The organism is Salinibaculum salinum, from assembly GCF_037645885.1.
GTDB classification, from domain to species: Archaea; Halobacteriota; Halobacteria; order Halobacteriales; family Haloarculaceae; genus Salinibaculum; species Salinibaculum salinum.
Genome location: NZ_JBBENW010000007.1, coordinates 205012 through 221949 on the forward strand (window position 1 = coordinate 205012; position 16938 = coordinate 221949).

Here is a 16938-nt window from a genome sequence, read left to right on the forward strand (position 1 = left end):
ACGTCGCCCATTCCGACCCCGCGATTCTCCGTTCCGGCTACTCTCGACGACTGATACGTTCATGGGCGTGTAGCACGTTCTGGTTCGTATGAACGAGGAGACAGTCCGGAGGGTGCTGGCCGAGCACGTGGACTCGCCAATCGAGGTCGGGAGCTACCGCGGTATCGACGGCGTCTGGGTGAAGATACGACTCGACCCGCGCATCGAGAACACGATGCGCCCAACCTCGCTCTCGCTCTCCGGCCCGCTGGTCGACGAGATGAAAGTCCGGTTCGTCGCGACGACCGCGGAGAAAGACACAGTCATGGACGCGCTCGCCAGTATCGAGGCACTGACACCAGCTGACGGTGAGGTCTCCGCGGAGAACCACGAACTCTCCGAGGTCGACGAACTGTGGCCTCACATCTACTACGAGAAACTCCCGCTCTCGGAAGCCGCTAACTGCCTCGGAATTATCGAGGACGAACCACTGCCGACGTACGAAACGCAAGCAGAAACGTAGCCAACAGTCTCAGTCGTCGGCCATCGCTTCGGGTGCGACGCGACTCGGCGCCAGCCCTTCGTCGAGGCCCATCGCCTCGTTGGTCGTCTCGATGCTCTCTTGCTGGTCGGCTTCGCCCAGCACGGCGCGGATGGCGTCGACGTTCTCGGGAACCACGTCTGATTCCTGGTGGATCGCCTGGAACAGGTAGAGGTCCGACCCTTCCATCGAGACGGATTCTCCCCAGATGCAGTTCTCCCAGATGTCCGCACGCGGGCGGCCGGCGTCCTGTGCGAGCTCCTTGATAGCGCCGGCCCCGTCGAGACCGAGCCACTCTGGGATGACGAACGTCCGCGACTGGGATTCGAGCAGGTCCCGAACGTCTGCTGCGGCGGGTTCGGCGTCGAGCGTGACGTTGATGCTGTGCATGTGCATCAGCGTCGCGGGCACCTTCAGCCCGAGCGTGTCGATGTCGAGGTCCGGGAAGATGGTGTTGACGTCCGGGCCGTGGTGAGAGGGCAGTGAGACGGGGTTCGGCAGGATGTCGTTGATAGGGCCGCGGCCGGACTGGGCGGGGTCGCCACCGCGGCGGACCAGCGTCGCGCGGACCTTCTCGATGCCGTACTCCTCCTGAAGGGGTGCGACGAGCCGCGAGAGGCCGGTCGTGTTACAGGAGACGACGCGGACAAGGTCTTCGCCTTCGACGGTGTCGAAGTTCGACCGGGCGTTGAAACTCGCGTCGACGATATTGCCGTCCTCGCCGCCCTGGAGGAGCGCCGGCGTATCGTACTCGGCGTACATCTCGGCGTTGTCGGCACCGATGCCCGACGGACAGGCGTCGACGATAATATCGCTCTGTTCGACGAGTTCCTCGACGTCGCCAGCGATGTCGATGCCGGCTTCGGCGAAGCGGTGTTTGCGGTCTTCGATGGCCGCGTAGAGGTCTAATCCCTTGTCCACGGCGCTCTGTGCCTCGAAGTTCGGTCGGGTCTTGGCGACGCCGACGACTTCCATGTCCGGTTGCTCGCGGACGGCGTCGGCCACACGCTTTCCGATGGTCCCGTACCCGTTGATACCGACTTGAATCATTGTCCGGAGGTTCGCCGCTTTTCTGTATAGGCGTTGTGATTGGGTGTGACTGCTCGTCTCGCTCCTGTTCGACTGGTCGGTCTCTAGCGGTGTCCCGGCCTGCTACGGGCGTAGGTCAAACGCCGATTTGATCTTTGAAACTGCATTTATATTGGCAAATCGTTTGGTGAGATATGAAGCGTCGACAGCTTCTGGGCCTGGTCGGGGGCACTGCGCTCGGCGCTGCCGCCGGCTGTTCGTCTCTCTTCGATGGCGACGACGCGGACCCTCGTCTCGACCCCGACGAAGTGGCTGCCATCGTTTCGGAATCTCCGCCGGACATCGCTCGTCCGGCCCCCATCCAGCCAGCCGCGGGTGTCGTCGAATCGGGACTCAATCGTGGGGACGAACTCCTCGCCAGGCTACCGGACTCGCTCTCCTCGGAGGCGATCCCCGACGAGGACGTCCGGCGGGAACTCACCCAACTCCGAGAACGGGCGCGGCAGAAACGAACGGAGGTCGAGGCGGCTCCGACTGATTTTCACGCGCTCAGAGAGGTCGCCCGATTCCGTCAGCGCGCTCGAAACGCCGGAACGACCTACGAGGCACTCGACTCGGACCGCCGCGAGAGTATCGAGAGCGAACGGACGGACGTCGAGCGAGCGCTCGGGACGCAACTGGCACAGGTGCAGTACGCTGGCGAGGACTGCGACCGGACACTCCTGCTCGCTGCCCGGTTGGAGGACTCGCTGACTGCGGCACAGCGCGCGCTCGCTCGGAGTTATGACCACGACGACGGGGGCGCGCCCGGGCTCGGCCAGCTCGCAGCGGACGCCGAGTACGCCAGGGCAATCACCGACACAGCTGCGCACCTGTCGGAGCGACACAGTGCGACCGTCCAGACCCCGACCGAGTTCACGCAGACGTTCGATGCGGTCCTGGCACGCGCTAGAGCGGACCTCGCCGAGTACGTGCGGGCAAAAGAATCACCGGAGGAACTGGCCGACGCAGCGGCGGACCGGTCAGATGTCGCACGGCTCGTCGATATCGCGCAGGTCTCGCCGGAGCGCCTCCAACAACTCAACGAACACGCACAGCGGCGCCAGCTTGCGCTGGCTCTCGATTCGGCACTCGATATGGCGATGGAGGGGCGTGCGCTGGAGGCGATTCTGTCACGGCTCAACGACGACGACTTCCCGCCGCCCGAGACGGCCGACCGGGTTCGCGAGGAACGGGACGCTGCACTTACTGCGGCCGAGAATATCGACATCGACCCGGCCGAGCAGTCACTTGGTGCAGACATCTACGTTCGAACGGTTCAGTGGGCGCACCTGATCGACGAGAGTCTGCTCGAGAGCGTTTCGAGGGCCCGCGAAGAGGACCGAGACGTGAACCCGTCGCTGTACTACGCACAGTATGCCAATCTCCACGCGCGACTCGACTCGTTGCCCGCCGCTATCGACGCCTTCCAGCGCTGGTTCGACATCACTCATTCCAAACCGTGATACAGGTCCCAGCCGAACGAGGCCCATGAAAGTCGGCATCGTCTCCGATACGCACGACAACCTCGACATCGTACAGCGCGCAGTCGACCACTTCGAAGAGACTGCAGACGTGGTCGTCCACTGCGGCGACATCGTCGCTCCCTTCGCGGCCCGTCCCTTCGACAGCGACGAGTTCGACTTCTACGCAGTCCGTGGAAACAACGACGGTGAGTGGGGGCTGAAAGGGCTTGTCGACGAGTTCGGGATGTACCTCGGCGAGATGGGAGAACTCGTCCTCGACGAGACCCGTATCGCAGTCTATCACGGCACCAGCGAGGGCATCGTCGGCGCGCTCCTGGAGTCGGGCAGCTACGATTACGTCCTCCGTGGCCACACCCACGAGCAAGTCGAGGAGGACTACGACGGAACGATGCACATCAACCCCGGCGGTATCCCGACCGAACCCAGCGGCGGCGAGCCGCCCGCCGCGGTCGTACTGGACACCGAAACCGGTGCGATAACCTTCACCCCGTTGCAGTGAGCGGAGCTTACCCGACATAGCAGCCGGGTAACAAAGCCCGTCGAGGTCGAACGAACTCCCATGACTGACCTCATTGTCCTCCAGTCGTTTTCGGGTGAGTTTCTGGAGTACGCAATCATCTTCGTCATCCTCGCGATTCTCGCGGCGCTCGCTGGCGCACGTGGGATTGCTGGCCTCAGTATGACTATCGCGAAGTGGCTGGTCATCATCTTCGTTGTCCTCGCCATCGCGTCGATTGTGCTGTGATACGCATCGCTGTCGCTGTGCGTCGGTTCGACCCTCGCTGTAGCGCGGTCGAGACCGAACCGATCGACGGCAATCCGTCTGCGGGCAGAAACTCCTATACCGTTACCGCCCAACCTCGCCGACATGAACAACTCCCTTCGCAAGCCCGCCGAAACCGCAATCGAGCAGTGCATGGGACTGCGCGCCAACGAGTCCTGTTGTATCGTCACCGACGACAAACGGAAGGCAATCGCCGAGGCGCTGTACGCTGTTGCCCGCGAAATCACCGACGACGTGGCGATGATTCGCTACCCGCCGGGCGACCAGCACGGCGAGGAACCGCCCGCGCCAGTCGCTGCCGCGATGGCCGGGTCGGACGTGGTACTCGCGCCGACGACCAAGAGTCTGAGTCATACGAACGCACGCACGGACGCGAACGAGGCGGGCGCACGCGTCGCCACCCTTCCCGGCATCACCGACGGCGTCTTTCTGATGGGGATGGACGCCGACTACGAGCGCATCCGCGAGGAGTGCGGGAAGGTCTTGGCGCAGGTCGAGGACGCCGAGGAGATTCGGGTCACTTCACCCCAGGGGACCGATATCACGCTCTCTCCCGGCGACCGCGAGTGGCGGGAGGACACCGGCATCGTCCACGAACCCGGGCTGATGACCAATCTCCCTGCCGGTGAGGTGTTCGTCAGCCCCGAAACCGCAGACGGCACCGTCGTCGTCGACGGGACGATGATGCCCCACGGACAGCTCGAAGACGGCCACGTCGTCGAGTTCACCGTTGAGGACGGGCAGGTCGTCGATATCGCTGACGAGGGACTCCGTGGTGAAGTCGAGGCCGCCGCCGGGGAAGTCGGCGACGCTGCGTACAATCTTGCCGAACTGGGTATCGGGACGAACGTCGGCGTGCAGGACCTCGTCGGGTCGGTGTTGCTCGACGAGAAAGCGGCCGGGACCGTCCATATCGCCATCGGCGACGACCACGGTATCGGCGGCGACGTGCACGCACCGATTCACTCGGACGGGATTCTGACTGAACCGACGGTTTACGCAGACGGAGAGGAAGTGAAACTTCCTCGGGAATAGTCGAGCGGCGTAGCCGCGAGACGGAGAGGAAGTGGAACTCCCCCAGAAGTAGCTGAACAGCATAGCCGTGTGGCGGAGCCGCGACCTGGATGGTACCACGACTCTCGGAAGGGTTATCCGCGGGCCGGATGTACGTTTGTTTGTAATGGCGAAAGGTAACGTTGATTTCTTCAACGACACAGGCGGCTACGGTTTCATTTCGACGGACGATGCTGACGACGACGTGTTCTTCCACATGGAAGATGTCGGCGGCCCGGACCTCGAAGAGGGAACAGATATCGAATTCGACATCGAACAGGCCCCCAAGGGTCCCCGCGCGACGAACGTCGTCCGCAACTAATCTCCCATTTACCGTCGCCCTCCGGCGACACTGAATGCGGATTTCGGTTTCTTTATTTTGTTCTGGATAGTCGCTTCGCTCTCTCTTGACCGCCAGCGTCGGTCGACACCGCTCTCCGCGCGGGCCGGAGCCCACGCCTTTTATACAGGACTGGCGTAGACACCGGATATGAACGATACCGTCGAGCGGGTCCCGCTCGAGTGTCCGGCCTGCTCACCGGACCTCGAAACGGTTCACGAAGTACTGAAACCCGGCGGACAGGCGACTGTCCGCTGTACCGAATGCAGTCACGTCCACAAGACAGCCCTGCCAGAAGAACAGACCAGACAGATAGACGTGGTCGTCTCCCAGGAGGACGAGTCCTTCTCCGCGAAGGCCGACGTTCCAGCCGACGAGACGCTCGCCACGGGCGAGGAGTTCCTGCTGGAAACCGACGAGGCGATCATGACCGTCCGTATCACGAGCCTCGAAGTCGGCGACCGCCGGGAGGACGAAGCTGCCGCCGACACCGTCGACACCATCTGGACGCGCGCAGTCGGCAACGTCAGCGTCAGCGTGACTGCCCACCCGAAAGGCGGCGAACACGACGAGACGCGCAGTTTCGACTTGCAGGTGCCCGGTGACTACGAATTCGTCGTCGGCGAGACCGAGGAGCTGGGCGGCGAGGAGTTCACCGTTGAGGGCGTCCTCGTCCGCGACGACGCGATGGGCTACGACCACGAGAAACTCGATTTCGACGGTGACACGGTCGTCGCCAAGGACATCAAACGACTCTACGCACGCGACGAGTCGACCAGCGCGTGGTCGGCCTGGTAGCGGCGACGGGCGACACGGAGCCATGACCGACTGGACCGACAGGCGGGCGGCGATGGTTGACGCCCTCGCAACGCGAGACGACCTCACCGAGCAGACGCTCGCGGCGATGCGCGCGGTCCCCCGACACGAGTTCGTTCCCCGCGGCAGCCGTCGGGCGGCCTACAAGGATACGCCACTCCCGATCGGAAAGGGTCAGACCATCAGCGCGCCCCATATGGTCGCTCTCATGACCGAACTGCTGGAACTCCAGTCCGGCGATACCGTCCTCGAAATCGGGACTGGCTGTGGCTATCACGCCGCTGTAACGGCCGAAGTCGTCGGCGCCGAGAACGTCTACAGCGTGGAGTACCACGACCGTTTGGCCGCCAAAGCTCGGGAGACACTCGCCAGTGCCGGCTACGGTGCTATCTCCGTGCGCGCGGGCGACGGCAAGCAGGGATGGTCCGAGCACGCGCCGTTCGACCGCGCGTATCTAACTTGTGCGGCGTCGGCGTTTCCGCAGGCGGTCATCGAGCAGGTCCGTCCCGGTGGCATTCTGCTTGGCCCTCTCGGTGACCGAAGACAGACGCTGGTCCGGGCGCGGCGGCGTGCCGATGGGTCGCTTGACCGTGAGGAGCACAGTCGCGTGCGATTTGTCCCGCTGAAGTAACCGCAGTCTGTCCTTGCGGGGATGTCGGGTTCGGCGGGCGGGCAATTCATTACTGTCCACGCTAACGTCCGGACATGGACGCCGCGGTGTTGCGGGACGATATGGTCGACAGCCTCACCCACGAGAGCAAGGGCTGTCTGCACAGCGACACTCTCTCCGTGGCGATGCGGGCGGTGCCGCGCCACGAGTTCGTCGACGACGACCACAACGCGTACGCCGACCGCGCCTTCGAACACATGGGCACGCGCGTGCTCGCTCCCAGCACCGTCGCACGATTGCTGGAGGCACTCGATACCGACGAGGGCCACTCGGTGCTCGTCGTCGGCGCGGGCGTCGGCTACACCGCGGCCGTGCTGGCGGAAATCGCCGGCCAGCGTGACGTGCAGGCCATCGACATCACGCGCCGTCTCGTCTACGAGGCACGCCAGAACCTCGCGCGGGCGGGCTACGAGGGAGTTCTCGTCGACTGTCGTGACGGCGCGGACGGGTTCCCCGAGTACGCACCCTACGATCGGATTCTGGTCGAGGCAGCGGCTGTCCGTCCCCCGCGGGCGCTGCTCGACCAGCTCTCCCGGGACGGGCAACTGGTGATGCCGCTGGGTGCTCACCAGCAGACTATCGCCGTCGTGGACCGCGACGGCGACGCCGAGCGACTGGGGTCGTGTGCCTTCGACCCGATGCTAGTCGAAGGCGAGCAGGCCGACACCATCGAGCGCAACCGGACTCGCCGCGAGGACCGCGAGTTCGCCGAGCGCGATGCCCGCCGCCGGAAGGGCTGGGAACTCGACTGGATCGACTGGGATAGTGAACCCCAGATGCGGTAGCTGTTTGTCACCGGTTGCACCCTCTCATTCTTTGATTACCAGCAGTTCCGTGTTCTCGCGTCGGTCGGCGTAGTCCCCACCGGGCGGTTTTACGTCGAATTTGATTGTCCCCTCAACCTGATTCGGGCCGAGCTTTGGGTCGAGTGACATCGTTGCGGTCCCGTTGGTTCGTGTTTTGGCCGTCTCGACGCCGGAGAGTTTGGCCGACCCGCTCTTTGCGATGACCGTGGCGTTCGAGACGGGGTCACCGTTGGCATCGACGACAGTGACGGTGACGTTGTCCACAGACGGGGAGACGACTTCCGGCTCTGGCTGTACGTCGACTTCGCTGACGCCGAGACTCTCCATCCCGGAGATCGTGGTCATCATGACGCTGAGGCAGGCCACCCCGACGACCAGCGCGATGACGAGTCGAATCGGCAGTCCTTCGATGGCACGGGTGTCGTGCCGGAGGCTTCTGTCGGACACACGGGGGACTGGTCCCGTATTGGGGGATAAACACTCGGACGAGGGTTTTTCAGGGAACCCGGAACCACCTCGTTGACTGAGACCGTAAACGACGAATAGCGGGGTTGAGTTGCCACGGACGATGCAGCTACGGGAGCGAGCCAGACCGCTCGCACTCATCGCGACTGGCGGGTTTCTCGGGGCGGTGCTCCGACACGCCGTCGCCGTGGCGTTCCCGACGGCGTTCCCGTGGGGGACGCTGCTCGCGAATGTCGCCGGGACGTTTCTGCTGGGCATTCTCCTCTACGAAGCCCATATTGCAGACCGACTCAGTGTGGAGACGCGTCTGGTCGCCGGCACCGGCTTCTGTTCGTCGTTTACGACCTACAGCACGTTCGCGCTGGAGACGACGCAACTGTCCCCACAGCTGGCCGCGCTCAACGTCGGCGCGAACTACGCGCTCGGCTTTCTTGCCGTGCTTCTCGGACAACTCGTCGCGAGGTGGCTATCGTGATGGTCTTCGCCCTCGTCGGGTTCGGCGGCGTTCTCGGTGCCATCGCCCGCCATCTCGTCGGTGAACGCGTCGACACCAACACGAGAGATACACTCGCCGTCAACGTCCTCGGGAGCTTCCTGCTTGGTGCGCTCGTCGCTGCGCCGGTCGACGAGTCGCTCTTGCTGTTGGCCGGAGTCGGGTTCTGTGGCGCGTTCACGACCTTTTCTTCGTTTGCCTTCGAGACGGTCCGGCTGGCCGAGACGGGCGACGCCGCGCAGGCGACTGTGAACGCGACGGTCAATCTGGCCGGGGCGGTTGTCGCAGTATTTGCTGGTTCTGTCGTTGTCGGCCTGGTGTTTTGAGGACGCTCGGGCGCGGGATTGTAGTACGTCGGCCTCGACGCTTCTGTATGGACCCGGAGACACTCCGTGCTGACATTCCCGCACTCTCTGACTGTACGTATCTCAACACCGGTGCGAGCGGTCCCAGCCCGACGCGAATCGTGGATGCTATCAGCGACTTCCAGCGCCGGCATAAGTTCGACGCGCCCTGTGGCGACGGCATGTACCAGGTTGCGGCAGACGAGCGCCAGCGCGCCCGCGAGGCAGTCGCCGGCTTCGTCGGTGCGCGCCCCGAGGAAATCGCACTCACCAGGAATACTGTCGAAGGGATTAATCACGTCTCAACCAGCATCGAGTGGGAGCCGGGCGACATCGTCGTCCGGACTGACCTCGAACACCCAGCGGGCGAATTGCCGTGGGAGCGAATGGCCGACCGCCACGGTATCGAGGTACGCGAACTCGAAACCGAAAGCGGGCGACTCTCGCTGGAGGAACTGAAAACAGCAGTCGCAGACGCGCGCCTGCTGTGCCTGAGTTCGCTGTCGTGGAACTACGGCACGCGCCTGCCAATCGGTGAGGTGGTCGACATCGCTCACGACGCGGACACGCTCGTGCTCGTCGACGCCGTCCAGTCGCCGGGACAGGTCCCGATGGACGTTAACGAGTGGGGCGCGGATTTCGTCGCGGCGTCGGGCCACAAGTGGCTCCTCGGCGCGTGGGGCGCGGGCTTTCTGTACGTCGACCGCGCTGTCCTCGACGACCTCGAACCGCAGCGAATCGGTTACTTCTCTATCGACTGGGATGCCACTGGCGAAGGGTACACCTACGCCCCGGACGCCAGTCGGTTCGAACTCGGGACGACGGCGCTCGGTCCCTACGTCGGACTGGCCGAGAGCGTCGCGCTGTTCGAGGAACTCGGTCTCGATACCGTTCAGTCGCGGATCGAGCGACTGACCGACCGGCTGAAAGATGGGCTGGGTGACCGACTGCTGAGTCCCCGTGAGTACGAGTCGGGGCTGGTGTCCTTCTCTGTCGAGAATCCAGACGAGACGGCCGAGAGACTGGCAAAGAAGGGAATTCAGATTCGCTCGATTCCCGAGCCAAACGCCTGTCGGGCGTCGGTCCACGTGTTCAACACCGCCGAGGATGTCGACCGACTGCTCGACGCGCTCTGAACGGCGCTCCTCGCTTCGCTATTCGTCGCCGACGGGCTTGCGTCGGAGTTCGTCGATGCGGTCCCGCAGTTGGCCCAGTTCCGACTCTAGCTGTTCGCGGCGGTCGATGAGTTCGCTGAGTTCGTCGGTGTTGACCGAGTGGTCCTGGTCGAGTGCGGCTTCCAGCGCATCGTTGGTCGCCTGCACGAGGTAGCTCGCCGACTGAAGCACTTCCTGGGGTGACCCCCGCGACTCGTGGAGCGCCATCTCGCCGGAGTGGGCGGTGTAGGCGATGAGCGGGACCTCCTCTTCGGCGTGGTAGCTGGTGGTCACGTCCATGCCCGTCATCGGGTTCTTTCGGTCGTTTGCGACCTCCATCCGGACGATACCGAACGGTTCTGCGAGCGTCGGATAGGTGTCCGCGAGGTCGCGGAGGCGGTCGGCGGCACCGACGCCAAGCTGTGACTCCACGTCGCCGAAGAAGTGCTTCGAGTTCGTCAGCGAGAGCGCGACGGCGAAAAAGACGTTGCGGCTGCTGTCGGCGAACTCACGAATGCGGTTCCGGACCTCTTCGTTGTTGCCTTCGATGGACAGTTGTTCCAGTTCATCGAGTAGCGCCCGCGTCCCCCGTTCGCGCTGCAGGAACTCCTCGACGATAGCCCCCGGCATCTCCCTGTCCACGTCGTCCATACACCTCGTTTTCACTCGGGGACTAAACCGTTTACCGGTCGGTCGTGACTGCGCGGCCCCGTGTCTCGAAACGATTATGCGTTCGCCGTCATGTTTGCCTACTTACGAATGCCGCTCGGCAAGTCCCTCCCCAGTATTGTCTTCGTCGCTGTCCTCGCTGTCGCTGTCACTGCCACCGGGCTGGTCGCATTCTGGCCCGCCGAGACACAACAGAGTGCTCCAGAGCCAATCGGTCAGAACGCATCCGAACGGCTGGCGGAACTCGACGGCTACGTCGCCACAGTCGAGTCGTCGTACGCTTTCGGGAACGAATCGAACCGGTCGGTCCAGCGGGTCTGGGCGCGTCCCAGCACCGGCGAGCGACGGGTCGAGTCCATCGAGGGGCCGACTGATTCTCTCGTCGTGTCGAACGATTCTGTCACCTGGCTGTACGACCGCGAGGAGAACAACGTCACGCGGTTGAACACGTCTGGACAGCCGTCCGCGAGCCTCACGCAGGCAGAGCGCATCGAGCAGATATTCACTCGCCTCAACGTCACTCGTGACACAGACGGCCAGTCGACAACGGTCGAAGTCAAGCCACGAGCGGCACCGCTTCCAGTGGTCCCAAGCGGCGAGTCGGGCGTTTCGACACCAGCCCCACCGGTCGAGGCTGCCGACGAGTTCGGCGTCCGGTACGAGGGGACTGACACGGTCGCCGGCCGAGAGGTGTACGTCATTTCGATACGGCCGACAGCGACTGCCGACAACGCGACGACTCTCGAGGAGTACAAACAGACGATGCACGTCGACGCGGAGTGGTTCCTCCCGCTGGAGACCCACATCGAGTGGGTGTCTGACGACCGCCGAATCGAGTCGACGACCACCTATCGGAACGTCACCTTCGAGCCCGGCATCGACGACGACACGTTCCGGTTTGAACCCCCCGAAAACGCGACGATAGTCGACCCCGGCCTCCCGTCGGTTCAGACCTACGACTCAGTCGCTGAACTCCGTGCGAACACGGAACTTCCGATTCCGGACCCCGACATCGACCAATCCTACGAGCTCGAACGGGCACAGCTCGCTCCCGGCGAGTACCGCTTTGCCTCGCTCCGGTACACCAACGAAACGTCGGTGTTGACCGTCAGCGTCGACAATATGACGACGACCAACGTGAGCGGCGAGCCAGTCACTGTCGACGGCCGCGAAGTCGTCTATCGGCAGTTCGGCACCACCAATAGCGTCGTCTTCGAATGTGGCGACTTCGGCTACTCAATTTCCGGAAACGCGGTCAGCAAAGACACGCTGCTCGAGATCGTGGCCTCTATCGACTGTCGATGAGAGACTGCGTCTCGTCGGGACTCCTGTTTGCTCCCGGTGCCAACGATCAGCCTGCCATCCTGACAATCTCGCCAGCACGGCCGATGACGACTGCGTTGACCACAGCGCCTAGCAGCAGGATGACGCCGCTGAAATAAAGCCAGGTGATCAACAGCAGGACGCTCGCGATGAGACTGCCGCCGCCGCTCCCACTCAGGGAGACGTACACCTGAAACAGTACCTGCAGGAGTGCCCAGCCGACGGCCCCGACAATCGTCCCTGGAAGTACATCCCGCGGCTCCATGTCGATGTCCGGAAACAGGTAGTACAGTGGGAAGAACACGGCACCGAGGCCAGCAATAAGTAGCAGCGGTGCAACGACCCCAATGAATGGGAGAGACGAGAAGAGCGCGACGACGCTGGTGGTGCCGACCATCACGACAACTCCTATCGTGAGAGTAACAAGCACGAGCAGGCTCTTCTTTATCTGGCCGACGAACGATTCCTGTGTGGTTATTTCATAGATCTCCGAGAACGCAGTATCGAGTCCACGGAATACCTTGATTGCACCCCAGACGAGCGTGAGCACTCCGATGAGAGATGCGCCAACAGTCGATCCAGTACCAGTGTCTCTTTGTTCTTCGATCATCACCTCGATGATTCCCCCTATTGCCGGGGAGACACTGTCGGTGGTGACCTCGATGATTCGCTGCTGCAGTTCGGGAGCACCGAACACAGTTACCGCAAGAAAAAAGAACAGAATCAGTGGAATGAGTGAGATGAGCGCGCTGTAGGCGATACTGCCGGCGAGGAACGTCACGTTCTTCTCGCTAAAGACGCTCATGACCACTTTCGCTTGCGAGACAGTTGGCCGGATATCCATAGTTTCACCATCTCATTCGGGCACTGTAACTGAAGGGCCTGATACAGTTGGTTTTTCAGTCGGGCAGCGACCCTCACCGCCACAATAGAGCGGGTGCTCGGCGATGAAACGCCTCGCAGAAAGGTAGAGACGCCCGAGGCGGGATTTGAACCCGCGTCACGACCGTGACAGGGTCGTATGATGGGCCACTACACCACCCGGGCCTTCGCATTACACCGTATCCAGGTTCTGGTATTAAGACTTTCCAAAGCAAGACGCTGTGGGAGTCCGACCCAAATTATATATTCTCGCCACGACAACAGCGAGATACCAGACCAGAAACTCCCCGTGTCACGGCTGTTTACGTGGCTCAACCGCGCGGTTCGGCCGGGGGTTCGATAGCGTCGCTCGTCGGCGTTTGGTAAGTGTTATATGGCTTCCGAATATAGGGCGCTGTAGTATCTTCGAACAGCCTTCTCTGCCGGCCAAGCCACACCCATGGTAGATGTAAGCCAACACGAACTCGTGCCCGACCATACGGTCCTTGAGGACGATGCACTCGAGGACGTACTCGAGGAGTATAACATTAGAAAAACAGACCTGCCGAAAATCAAACGCGCAGACCCCGCGTTGCCCGACGACGCGTCGATTGGCGACGTGGTGAAAATCGAACGCGACTCACGCACCACAGACGTCGCAAGAGTGTACCGACTGGTGGTGGAATAATGGATATCGACGACAAACGAGACATCTCACGGGAATACTTTTCGCGCGAACGGCTCGCTGAACATCACTTCCGGTCGTTCAACTCCTTCCTCGGCCGAGGAATGCAGCAGGTGGTCGACGAGAAAGAGACCATCGAGACGGACATCGGCGACAAGGAAGGCGAGGAACCGGTCTTCGTCGAACTCGGCGACGTGCGCGTCGTCACGCCCCGCGTCCGGGAGGCCGACGGGAGTGAAGAACTACTCTATCCGCAGGAGGCGCGCCTGCGCAACATCACCTACTCCGCGCCAGTCTTCATGGAGATGGCCATCGTCAAGGGTGGCCACGACGAGGAAGAGCGCGTCGTCGACCAGACCGAGACGAAAATCGGCCGCATGCCGGTCATGGTCGGCTCCGAGAAGTGTAACATCGCCGGCTTCTCCGACGAGGAACTCATCGATATCGGCGAGGACCCCGCCGACCCCGGTGGGTACTTCATCGTCAACGGCTCCGAGCGAGTCCTGATGACGAGCGAGGACCTCGCACCGAACAAGATTCTCGCCGAGACCGACACGAAGTACGGCGACACCATCGAAGTTGCCAAGACGTTCAGCCAGCGTCGTGGCTACCGTGCGCTCGTGCTCGTCGAGCGGACCCGCGACGGTCTGCTGGAAGTCTCCTTCCCGTCCGTTTCGGGCAGCGTGAACTTCGTCACGCTCGTCCGCGCGCTCGGACTGGAATCCGACGAGGAGATCGTCCACCGCGTGAGCGACGACCCCGAGATTGTCAAGTTCATGCTGGAGAATCTGGAGGCCGCGGAAGTCCAGACCACCGAGGACGCAATCAAGACGCTGGGTGAACGCGTCGCAAGCGGCCAGGGCAGAAACTACCAGCTCAAACGCGCCAACTACGTCATCGACCGATATCTGCTGCCGCACCTCCACGAGGAGGGTGTCGAAGACGAGGACGTGCGCATCAACAAGGCCTACTACCTCTGCCGGATGGCCGAGGCCTGCTTCGAGCTGGCGCTCGACCGCCGTGAGGCAGACGACAAGGACCACTACGCCAACAAGCGCCTGAAAGTCTCGGGCGACCTGATGAAGGACCTGTTCCGGACGGCGCTGAACAAGCTGGCACGCGACGTGAAATACCAGCTCGAACGCGCCAACATGCGGAACCGGCAGCTGTCGGTTTCCACCGTGGTTCGGTCGGACGTGCTGACCGAGCGACTCGAACACCCGATTGCGACCGGGAACTGGGTCGGCGGCCGCTCTGGCGTCAGCCAGCTCGTGGACCGGACCGACTACATGGGGGTTCTCTCGCACCTTCGCCGCCTGCGCTCGCCGCTCTCGCGGAGTCAGCCACACTTCGAAGCGCGCGACCTGCACGCGACCCAGTGGGGTCGCATCTGTCCCTCCGAGACGCCCGAGGGACCGAACTGTGGGCTGGTGAAGAACTTCGCACAGGCGATGGAGCTCTCCCAGAACATCGAGGACGAACAGGGACTCAAACAGGAACTCGCGCAGATGGGGGTACAGGGCATCCCCGGCATCGAGAGTGTCGAACAGCCTGCGGACGATTAATATGAGCAAACAACAGGGACGAGAAGCCAAAGTCTACGTCAACGGCAGTCTGGTTGGGACACACCCCAACCCCGAAAAGCTCGCACACCAGATTCGACAGGCCCGCCGCCGAGGCGATGTCTCGGAGATGGTCAACGTCTCCGTCGACGAGCGGACTCAGGAGGTCATCGTCAACGCCGACGCCGGCCGGGCGCGCCGCCCACTGCTGGTCGTCGAGGACGGCGAACCGCTCATCTCCGACGAGGAGGTCGAAGCGCTCCAGAACGGCGATATCGAGTTCGAAGACCTCGTCGACCGGGGCTTCGTCGAGTTTATCGACGCCGAAGAGGAGGGCGACATCTTCGTCGCCGTCGAGGAGGAGGAACTGACCGACAACCACACGCACCTCGAAATCGACCCGCAGCTGATGTTCGGTATCGGTGCGGGGATGATTCCATACCCTGAACACAACGCCAGCCCGCGGATTACGATGGGTTCGGGGATGATCAAGCAGTCGCTGGGGCTGCCCAGCGCGAACTACCGGATTCGGCCGGACACGCGCCAGCACCTGCTGCACTACCCGCAGCTCTCGATGGTCAAGACCCAGACCACCGAACAGATCGGCTACGACGACCGCCCGGCGGCACAGAACTTCGTCGTCGCGGTCATGTCCTACGAGGGGTTCAACATCGAGGACGCACTCGTCATGAACAAAGGGTCCGTCGAGCGCGCACTCGCTCGCTCGCACTTCTTCCGGACCTACGAGGGCGAGGAACGACGCTACCCCGGCGGTCAGGAGGACCGCTTCGAGATTCCCGACGAAGAGGTCCGAGGCGCACGCGGCGAGGAAGCGTACACCCACCTCGACGAGGACGGACTGGTCAACCCCGAAACGCAGGTCGACGAGAACGCCGTCCTGCTCGGGAAGACCAGCCCGCCTCGATTTTTGGAAGAACCAGACGATATGGGCGGCCTCTCACCCCAGAAGCGCCGTGAGACGAGCGTGACGATGCGCTCGGGCGAGTCCGGCGTCGTCGACACGGTGACGCTGATGGAGGGCGAGGACGGTTCGAAACTCTCCAAGGTGTCCGTGCGCGACGAGCGGATTCCGGAACTCGGCGACAAGTTCGCATCGCGGCACGGGCAGAAGGGTGTCGTCGGTCACATCGCACCCCAGCAGGACATGCCCTTTACCGAGGACGGCGTCGTGCCGGACCTCATCGTCAACCCCCACGCGCTGCCGTCCCGGATGACGGTCGGACACATCCTCGAGATGATCGGCGGGAAAGTCGGCGCGCTGGAAGGCCGGCGCGTCGACGGGACTCCCTTCACCGGAGAGGACGAGGATGAACTCCGCGGCTCGCTGGAAGACCACGGCTTCATGTCCAGCGGGAAGGAGGTCATGTACTCGGGTGTCACCGGCGAGAAGATTCAGGCAGAGATCTTCGTCGGGACTATCTTCTACCAGAAGCTCTACCACATGGTCTCGAACAAGATTCACGCCCGCTCGCGTGGCCCCGTGCAGGTGCTCACGCGACAGCCTACCGAGGGGCGCGCCCGTGAGGGTGGTCTCCGTATCGGGGAGATGGAGCGCGACGTGTTCATCGGACACGGCGCGGCCATGACCCTGAAGGAGCGACTCCTCGACGAGTCCGACCGCGAGTGGATTTACGTCTGTGCCAACTGTGGCATGGCGGCCGTCGAGAACGTCGACCAACGGCGCGTCTACTGTCCGAACTGTGACGAGGAGACAGACGTGCACGAAATCGAGATGTCCTACGCGTTCAAGCTCCTGCTCGACGAGATGAAGGCGCTTGGCATCGCTCCGCGCATCGAACTGGAGGACGCAGTCTAAC

The 16938-nt window shown here is 62.9% G+C and carries 20 protein-coding genes and 1 tRNA gene; 16 read left to right on the top strand and 5 right to left on the bottom strand.

Going from position 1 to position 16938, the window contains the following annotated elements; genetic code table 11:
* Positions 1 to 88 precede the first annotated feature (88 nt).
* Positions 89 to 502, top strand: a complete 414-nt coding sequence (locus tag WDJ60_RS09495) for a hypothetical protein (RefSeq protein ID WP_340100142.1) — start codon at positions 89 to 91, stop codon at positions 500 to 502.
* 9 nt (positions 503 to 511) lie between these two features.
* Here the strand turns inward: WDJ60_RS09495 and WDJ60_RS09500 are convergent, their stop codons facing one another.
* Positions 512 to 1570 (bottom strand): type II glyceraldehyde-3-phosphate dehydrogenase, encoded by a 1059-nt coding sequence (locus WDJ60_RS09500; protein ID WP_340100143.1) that lies wholly within the window; start codon positions 1568 to 1570, stop codon positions 512 to 514.
* Between the two features lie 173 nt (positions 1571 to 1743).
* Between WDJ60_RS09500 and WDJ60_RS09505 the strand changes: the two genes are divergently transcribed.
* The 8 genes from WDJ60_RS09505 to WDJ60_RS09540 all read left to right on the top strand — a co-directional run bounded on the left by WDJ60_RS09505 (position 1744) and on the right by WDJ60_RS09540 (position 7523).
* Positions 1744 to 3054 carry a coiled-coil domain-containing protein gene (locus WDJ60_RS09505; protein WP_340100144.1) on the top strand — a complete coding sequence of 437 codons (1311 nt, stop codon included), beginning with the start codon at positions 1744 to 1746 and terminating at the stop codon, positions 3052 to 3054.
* Between the two features lie 25 nt (positions 3055 to 3079).
* Positions 3080 to 3574, top strand: coding sequence for a metallophosphoesterase (locus tag WDJ60_RS09510; protein WP_340100145.1), 495 nt, complete (start codon positions 3080 to 3082; stop codon positions 3572 to 3574).
* 60 nt (positions 3575 to 3634) lie between these two features.
* Positions 3635 to 3820: a DUF1328 family protein gene (locus WDJ60_RS09515; RefSeq protein WP_340100146.1), complete on the top strand. Its 186-nt coding sequence runs from the start codon at positions 3635 to 3637 to the stop codon at positions 3818 to 3820.
* 123 nt (positions 3821 to 3943) lie between these two features.
* On the top strand, positions 3944 to 4894 hold the full coding sequence (locus tag WDJ60_RS09520; protein ID WP_340100147.1) for an aminopeptidase: 951 nt from the start codon (positions 3944 to 3946) through the stop codon (positions 4892 to 4894).
* Between the two features lie 145 nt (positions 4895 to 5039).
* Positions 5040 to 5234, top strand: coding sequence for a cold-shock protein (locus tag WDJ60_RS09525; protein WP_302082681.1), 195 nt, complete (start codon positions 5040 to 5042; stop codon positions 5232 to 5234).
* Between the two features lie 168 nt (positions 5235 to 5402).
* The gene (locus WDJ60_RS09530; protein WP_340100148.1) at positions 5403 to 6050 is read left to right on the top strand and encodes an HVO_0476 family zinc finger protein; all 648 of its coding nucleotides are present in this window, start codon (positions 5403 to 5405) and stop codon (positions 6048 to 6050) included.
* Between the two features lie 22 nt (positions 6051 to 6072).
* Positions 6073 to 6699, top strand: coding sequence for a protein-L-isoaspartate(D-aspartate) O-methyltransferase (locus WDJ60_RS09535; protein ID WP_340100149.1), 627 nt, complete (start codon positions 6073 to 6075; stop codon positions 6697 to 6699).
* Between the two features lie 74 nt (positions 6700 to 6773).
* Entirely contained in the window at positions 6774 to 7523 is a 750-nt protein-coding gene (locus WDJ60_RS09540) for a protein-L-isoaspartate O-methyltransferase family protein (RefSeq protein WP_340100150.1), read from the top strand.
* 24 nt (positions 7524 to 7547) lie between these two features.
* On the opposite strand, the gene WDJ60_RS09545 is transcribed toward WDJ60_RS09540, so the two are convergent.
* A complete protein-coding gene (locus WDJ60_RS09545) occupies positions 7548 to 7991 on the bottom strand; it encodes a DUF7382 domain-containing protein (RefSeq protein WP_340100151.1) in 444 nt (147 codons plus the stop codon).
* Between the two features lie 121 nt (positions 7992 to 8112).
* Here WDJ60_RS09545 and WDJ60_RS09550 point away from each other — a divergent pair, with 121 nt between their 5' ends.
* Genes WDJ60_RS09550 through WDJ60_RS09560 form a run of 3 tightly spaced genes read left to right on the top strand, consistent with a single transcriptional unit; the run spans position 8113 to position 9982 of the window.
* Positions 8113 to 8484: a fluoride efflux transporter FluC gene (locus WDJ60_RS09550; protein WP_340100152.1), complete on the top strand. Its 372-nt coding sequence runs from the start codon at positions 8113 to 8115 to the stop codon at positions 8482 to 8484.
* Positions 8484 to 8828 carry a fluoride efflux transporter FluC gene (locus WDJ60_RS09555; protein WP_340100153.1) on the top strand — a complete coding sequence of 115 codons (345 nt, stop codon included), beginning with the start codon at positions 8484 to 8486 and terminating at the stop codon, positions 8826 to 8828. The genes WDJ60_RS09550 and WDJ60_RS09555 overlap by 1 nt, the downstream gene beginning before the upstream one ends.
* Positions 8829 to 8875: 47 nt before the next feature.
* Positions 8876 to 9982 carry an aminotransferase class V-fold PLP-dependent enzyme gene (locus tag WDJ60_RS09560; RefSeq protein WP_340100154.1) on the top strand — a complete coding sequence of 369 codons (1107 nt, stop codon included), beginning with the start codon at positions 8876 to 8878 and terminating at the stop codon, positions 9980 to 9982.
* An 18-nt stretch (positions 9983 to 10000) separates the two neighbouring features.
* Here the strand turns inward: WDJ60_RS09560 and WDJ60_RS09565 are convergent, their stop codons facing one another.
* Positions 10001 to 10651 (bottom strand): hypothetical protein, encoded by a 651-nt coding sequence (locus tag WDJ60_RS09565; protein WP_340100155.1) that lies wholly within the window; start codon positions 10649 to 10651, stop codon positions 10001 to 10003.
* A 108-nt stretch (positions 10652 to 10759) separates the two neighbouring features.
* Here WDJ60_RS09565 and WDJ60_RS09570 point away from each other — a divergent pair, with 108 nt between their 5' ends.
* Complete coding sequence (locus tag WDJ60_RS09570; protein WP_340100156.1) at positions 10760 to 11974, top strand: LolA family protein; 1215 nt, start codon at positions 10760 to 10762, stop codon at positions 11972 to 11974.
* Positions 11975 to 12020: 46 nt separating this feature from the next.
* Here the strand turns inward: WDJ60_RS09570 and WDJ60_RS09575 are convergent, their stop codons facing one another.
* On the bottom strand, positions 12021 to 12836 hold the full coding sequence (locus WDJ60_RS09575; RefSeq protein ID WP_340100157.1) for a YihY/virulence factor BrkB family protein: 816 nt from the start codon (positions 12834 to 12836) through the stop codon (positions 12021 to 12023).
* Positions 12837 to 12966: 130 nt separating this feature from the next.
* Positions 12967 to 13039: transfer RNA gene (locus WDJ60_RS09580), tRNA-Asp, on the bottom strand.
* A gap of 274 nt (positions 13040 to 13313) precedes the next feature.
* Here WDJ60_RS09580 and WDJ60_RS09585 point away from each other — a divergent pair.
* The 3 genes from WDJ60_RS09585 to rpoB are packed head-to-tail and all read left to right on the top strand — an operon-like array spanning position 13314 to position 16937.
* Positions 13314 to 13541, top strand: coding sequence for a DNA-directed RNA polymerase subunit H (locus WDJ60_RS09585; RefSeq protein ID WP_302082690.1), 228 nt, complete (start codon positions 13314 to 13316; stop codon positions 13539 to 13541).
* On the top strand, positions 13541 to 15103 hold the full coding sequence (locus tag WDJ60_RS09590) for a DNA-directed RNA polymerase subunit B'' (protein ID WP_340100158.1): 1563 nt from the start codon (positions 13541 to 13543) through the stop codon (positions 15101 to 15103). The genes WDJ60_RS09585 and WDJ60_RS09590 overlap by 1 nt, the downstream gene beginning before the upstream one ends.
* Position 15104: 1 nt before the next feature.
* Complete coding sequence (rpoB, locus tag WDJ60_RS09595; protein WP_340100159.1) at positions 15105 to 16937, top strand: DNA-directed RNA polymerase subunit B; 1833 nt, start codon at positions 15105 to 15107, stop codon at positions 16935 to 16937.
* Position 16938 lies beyond the last annotated feature (1 nt).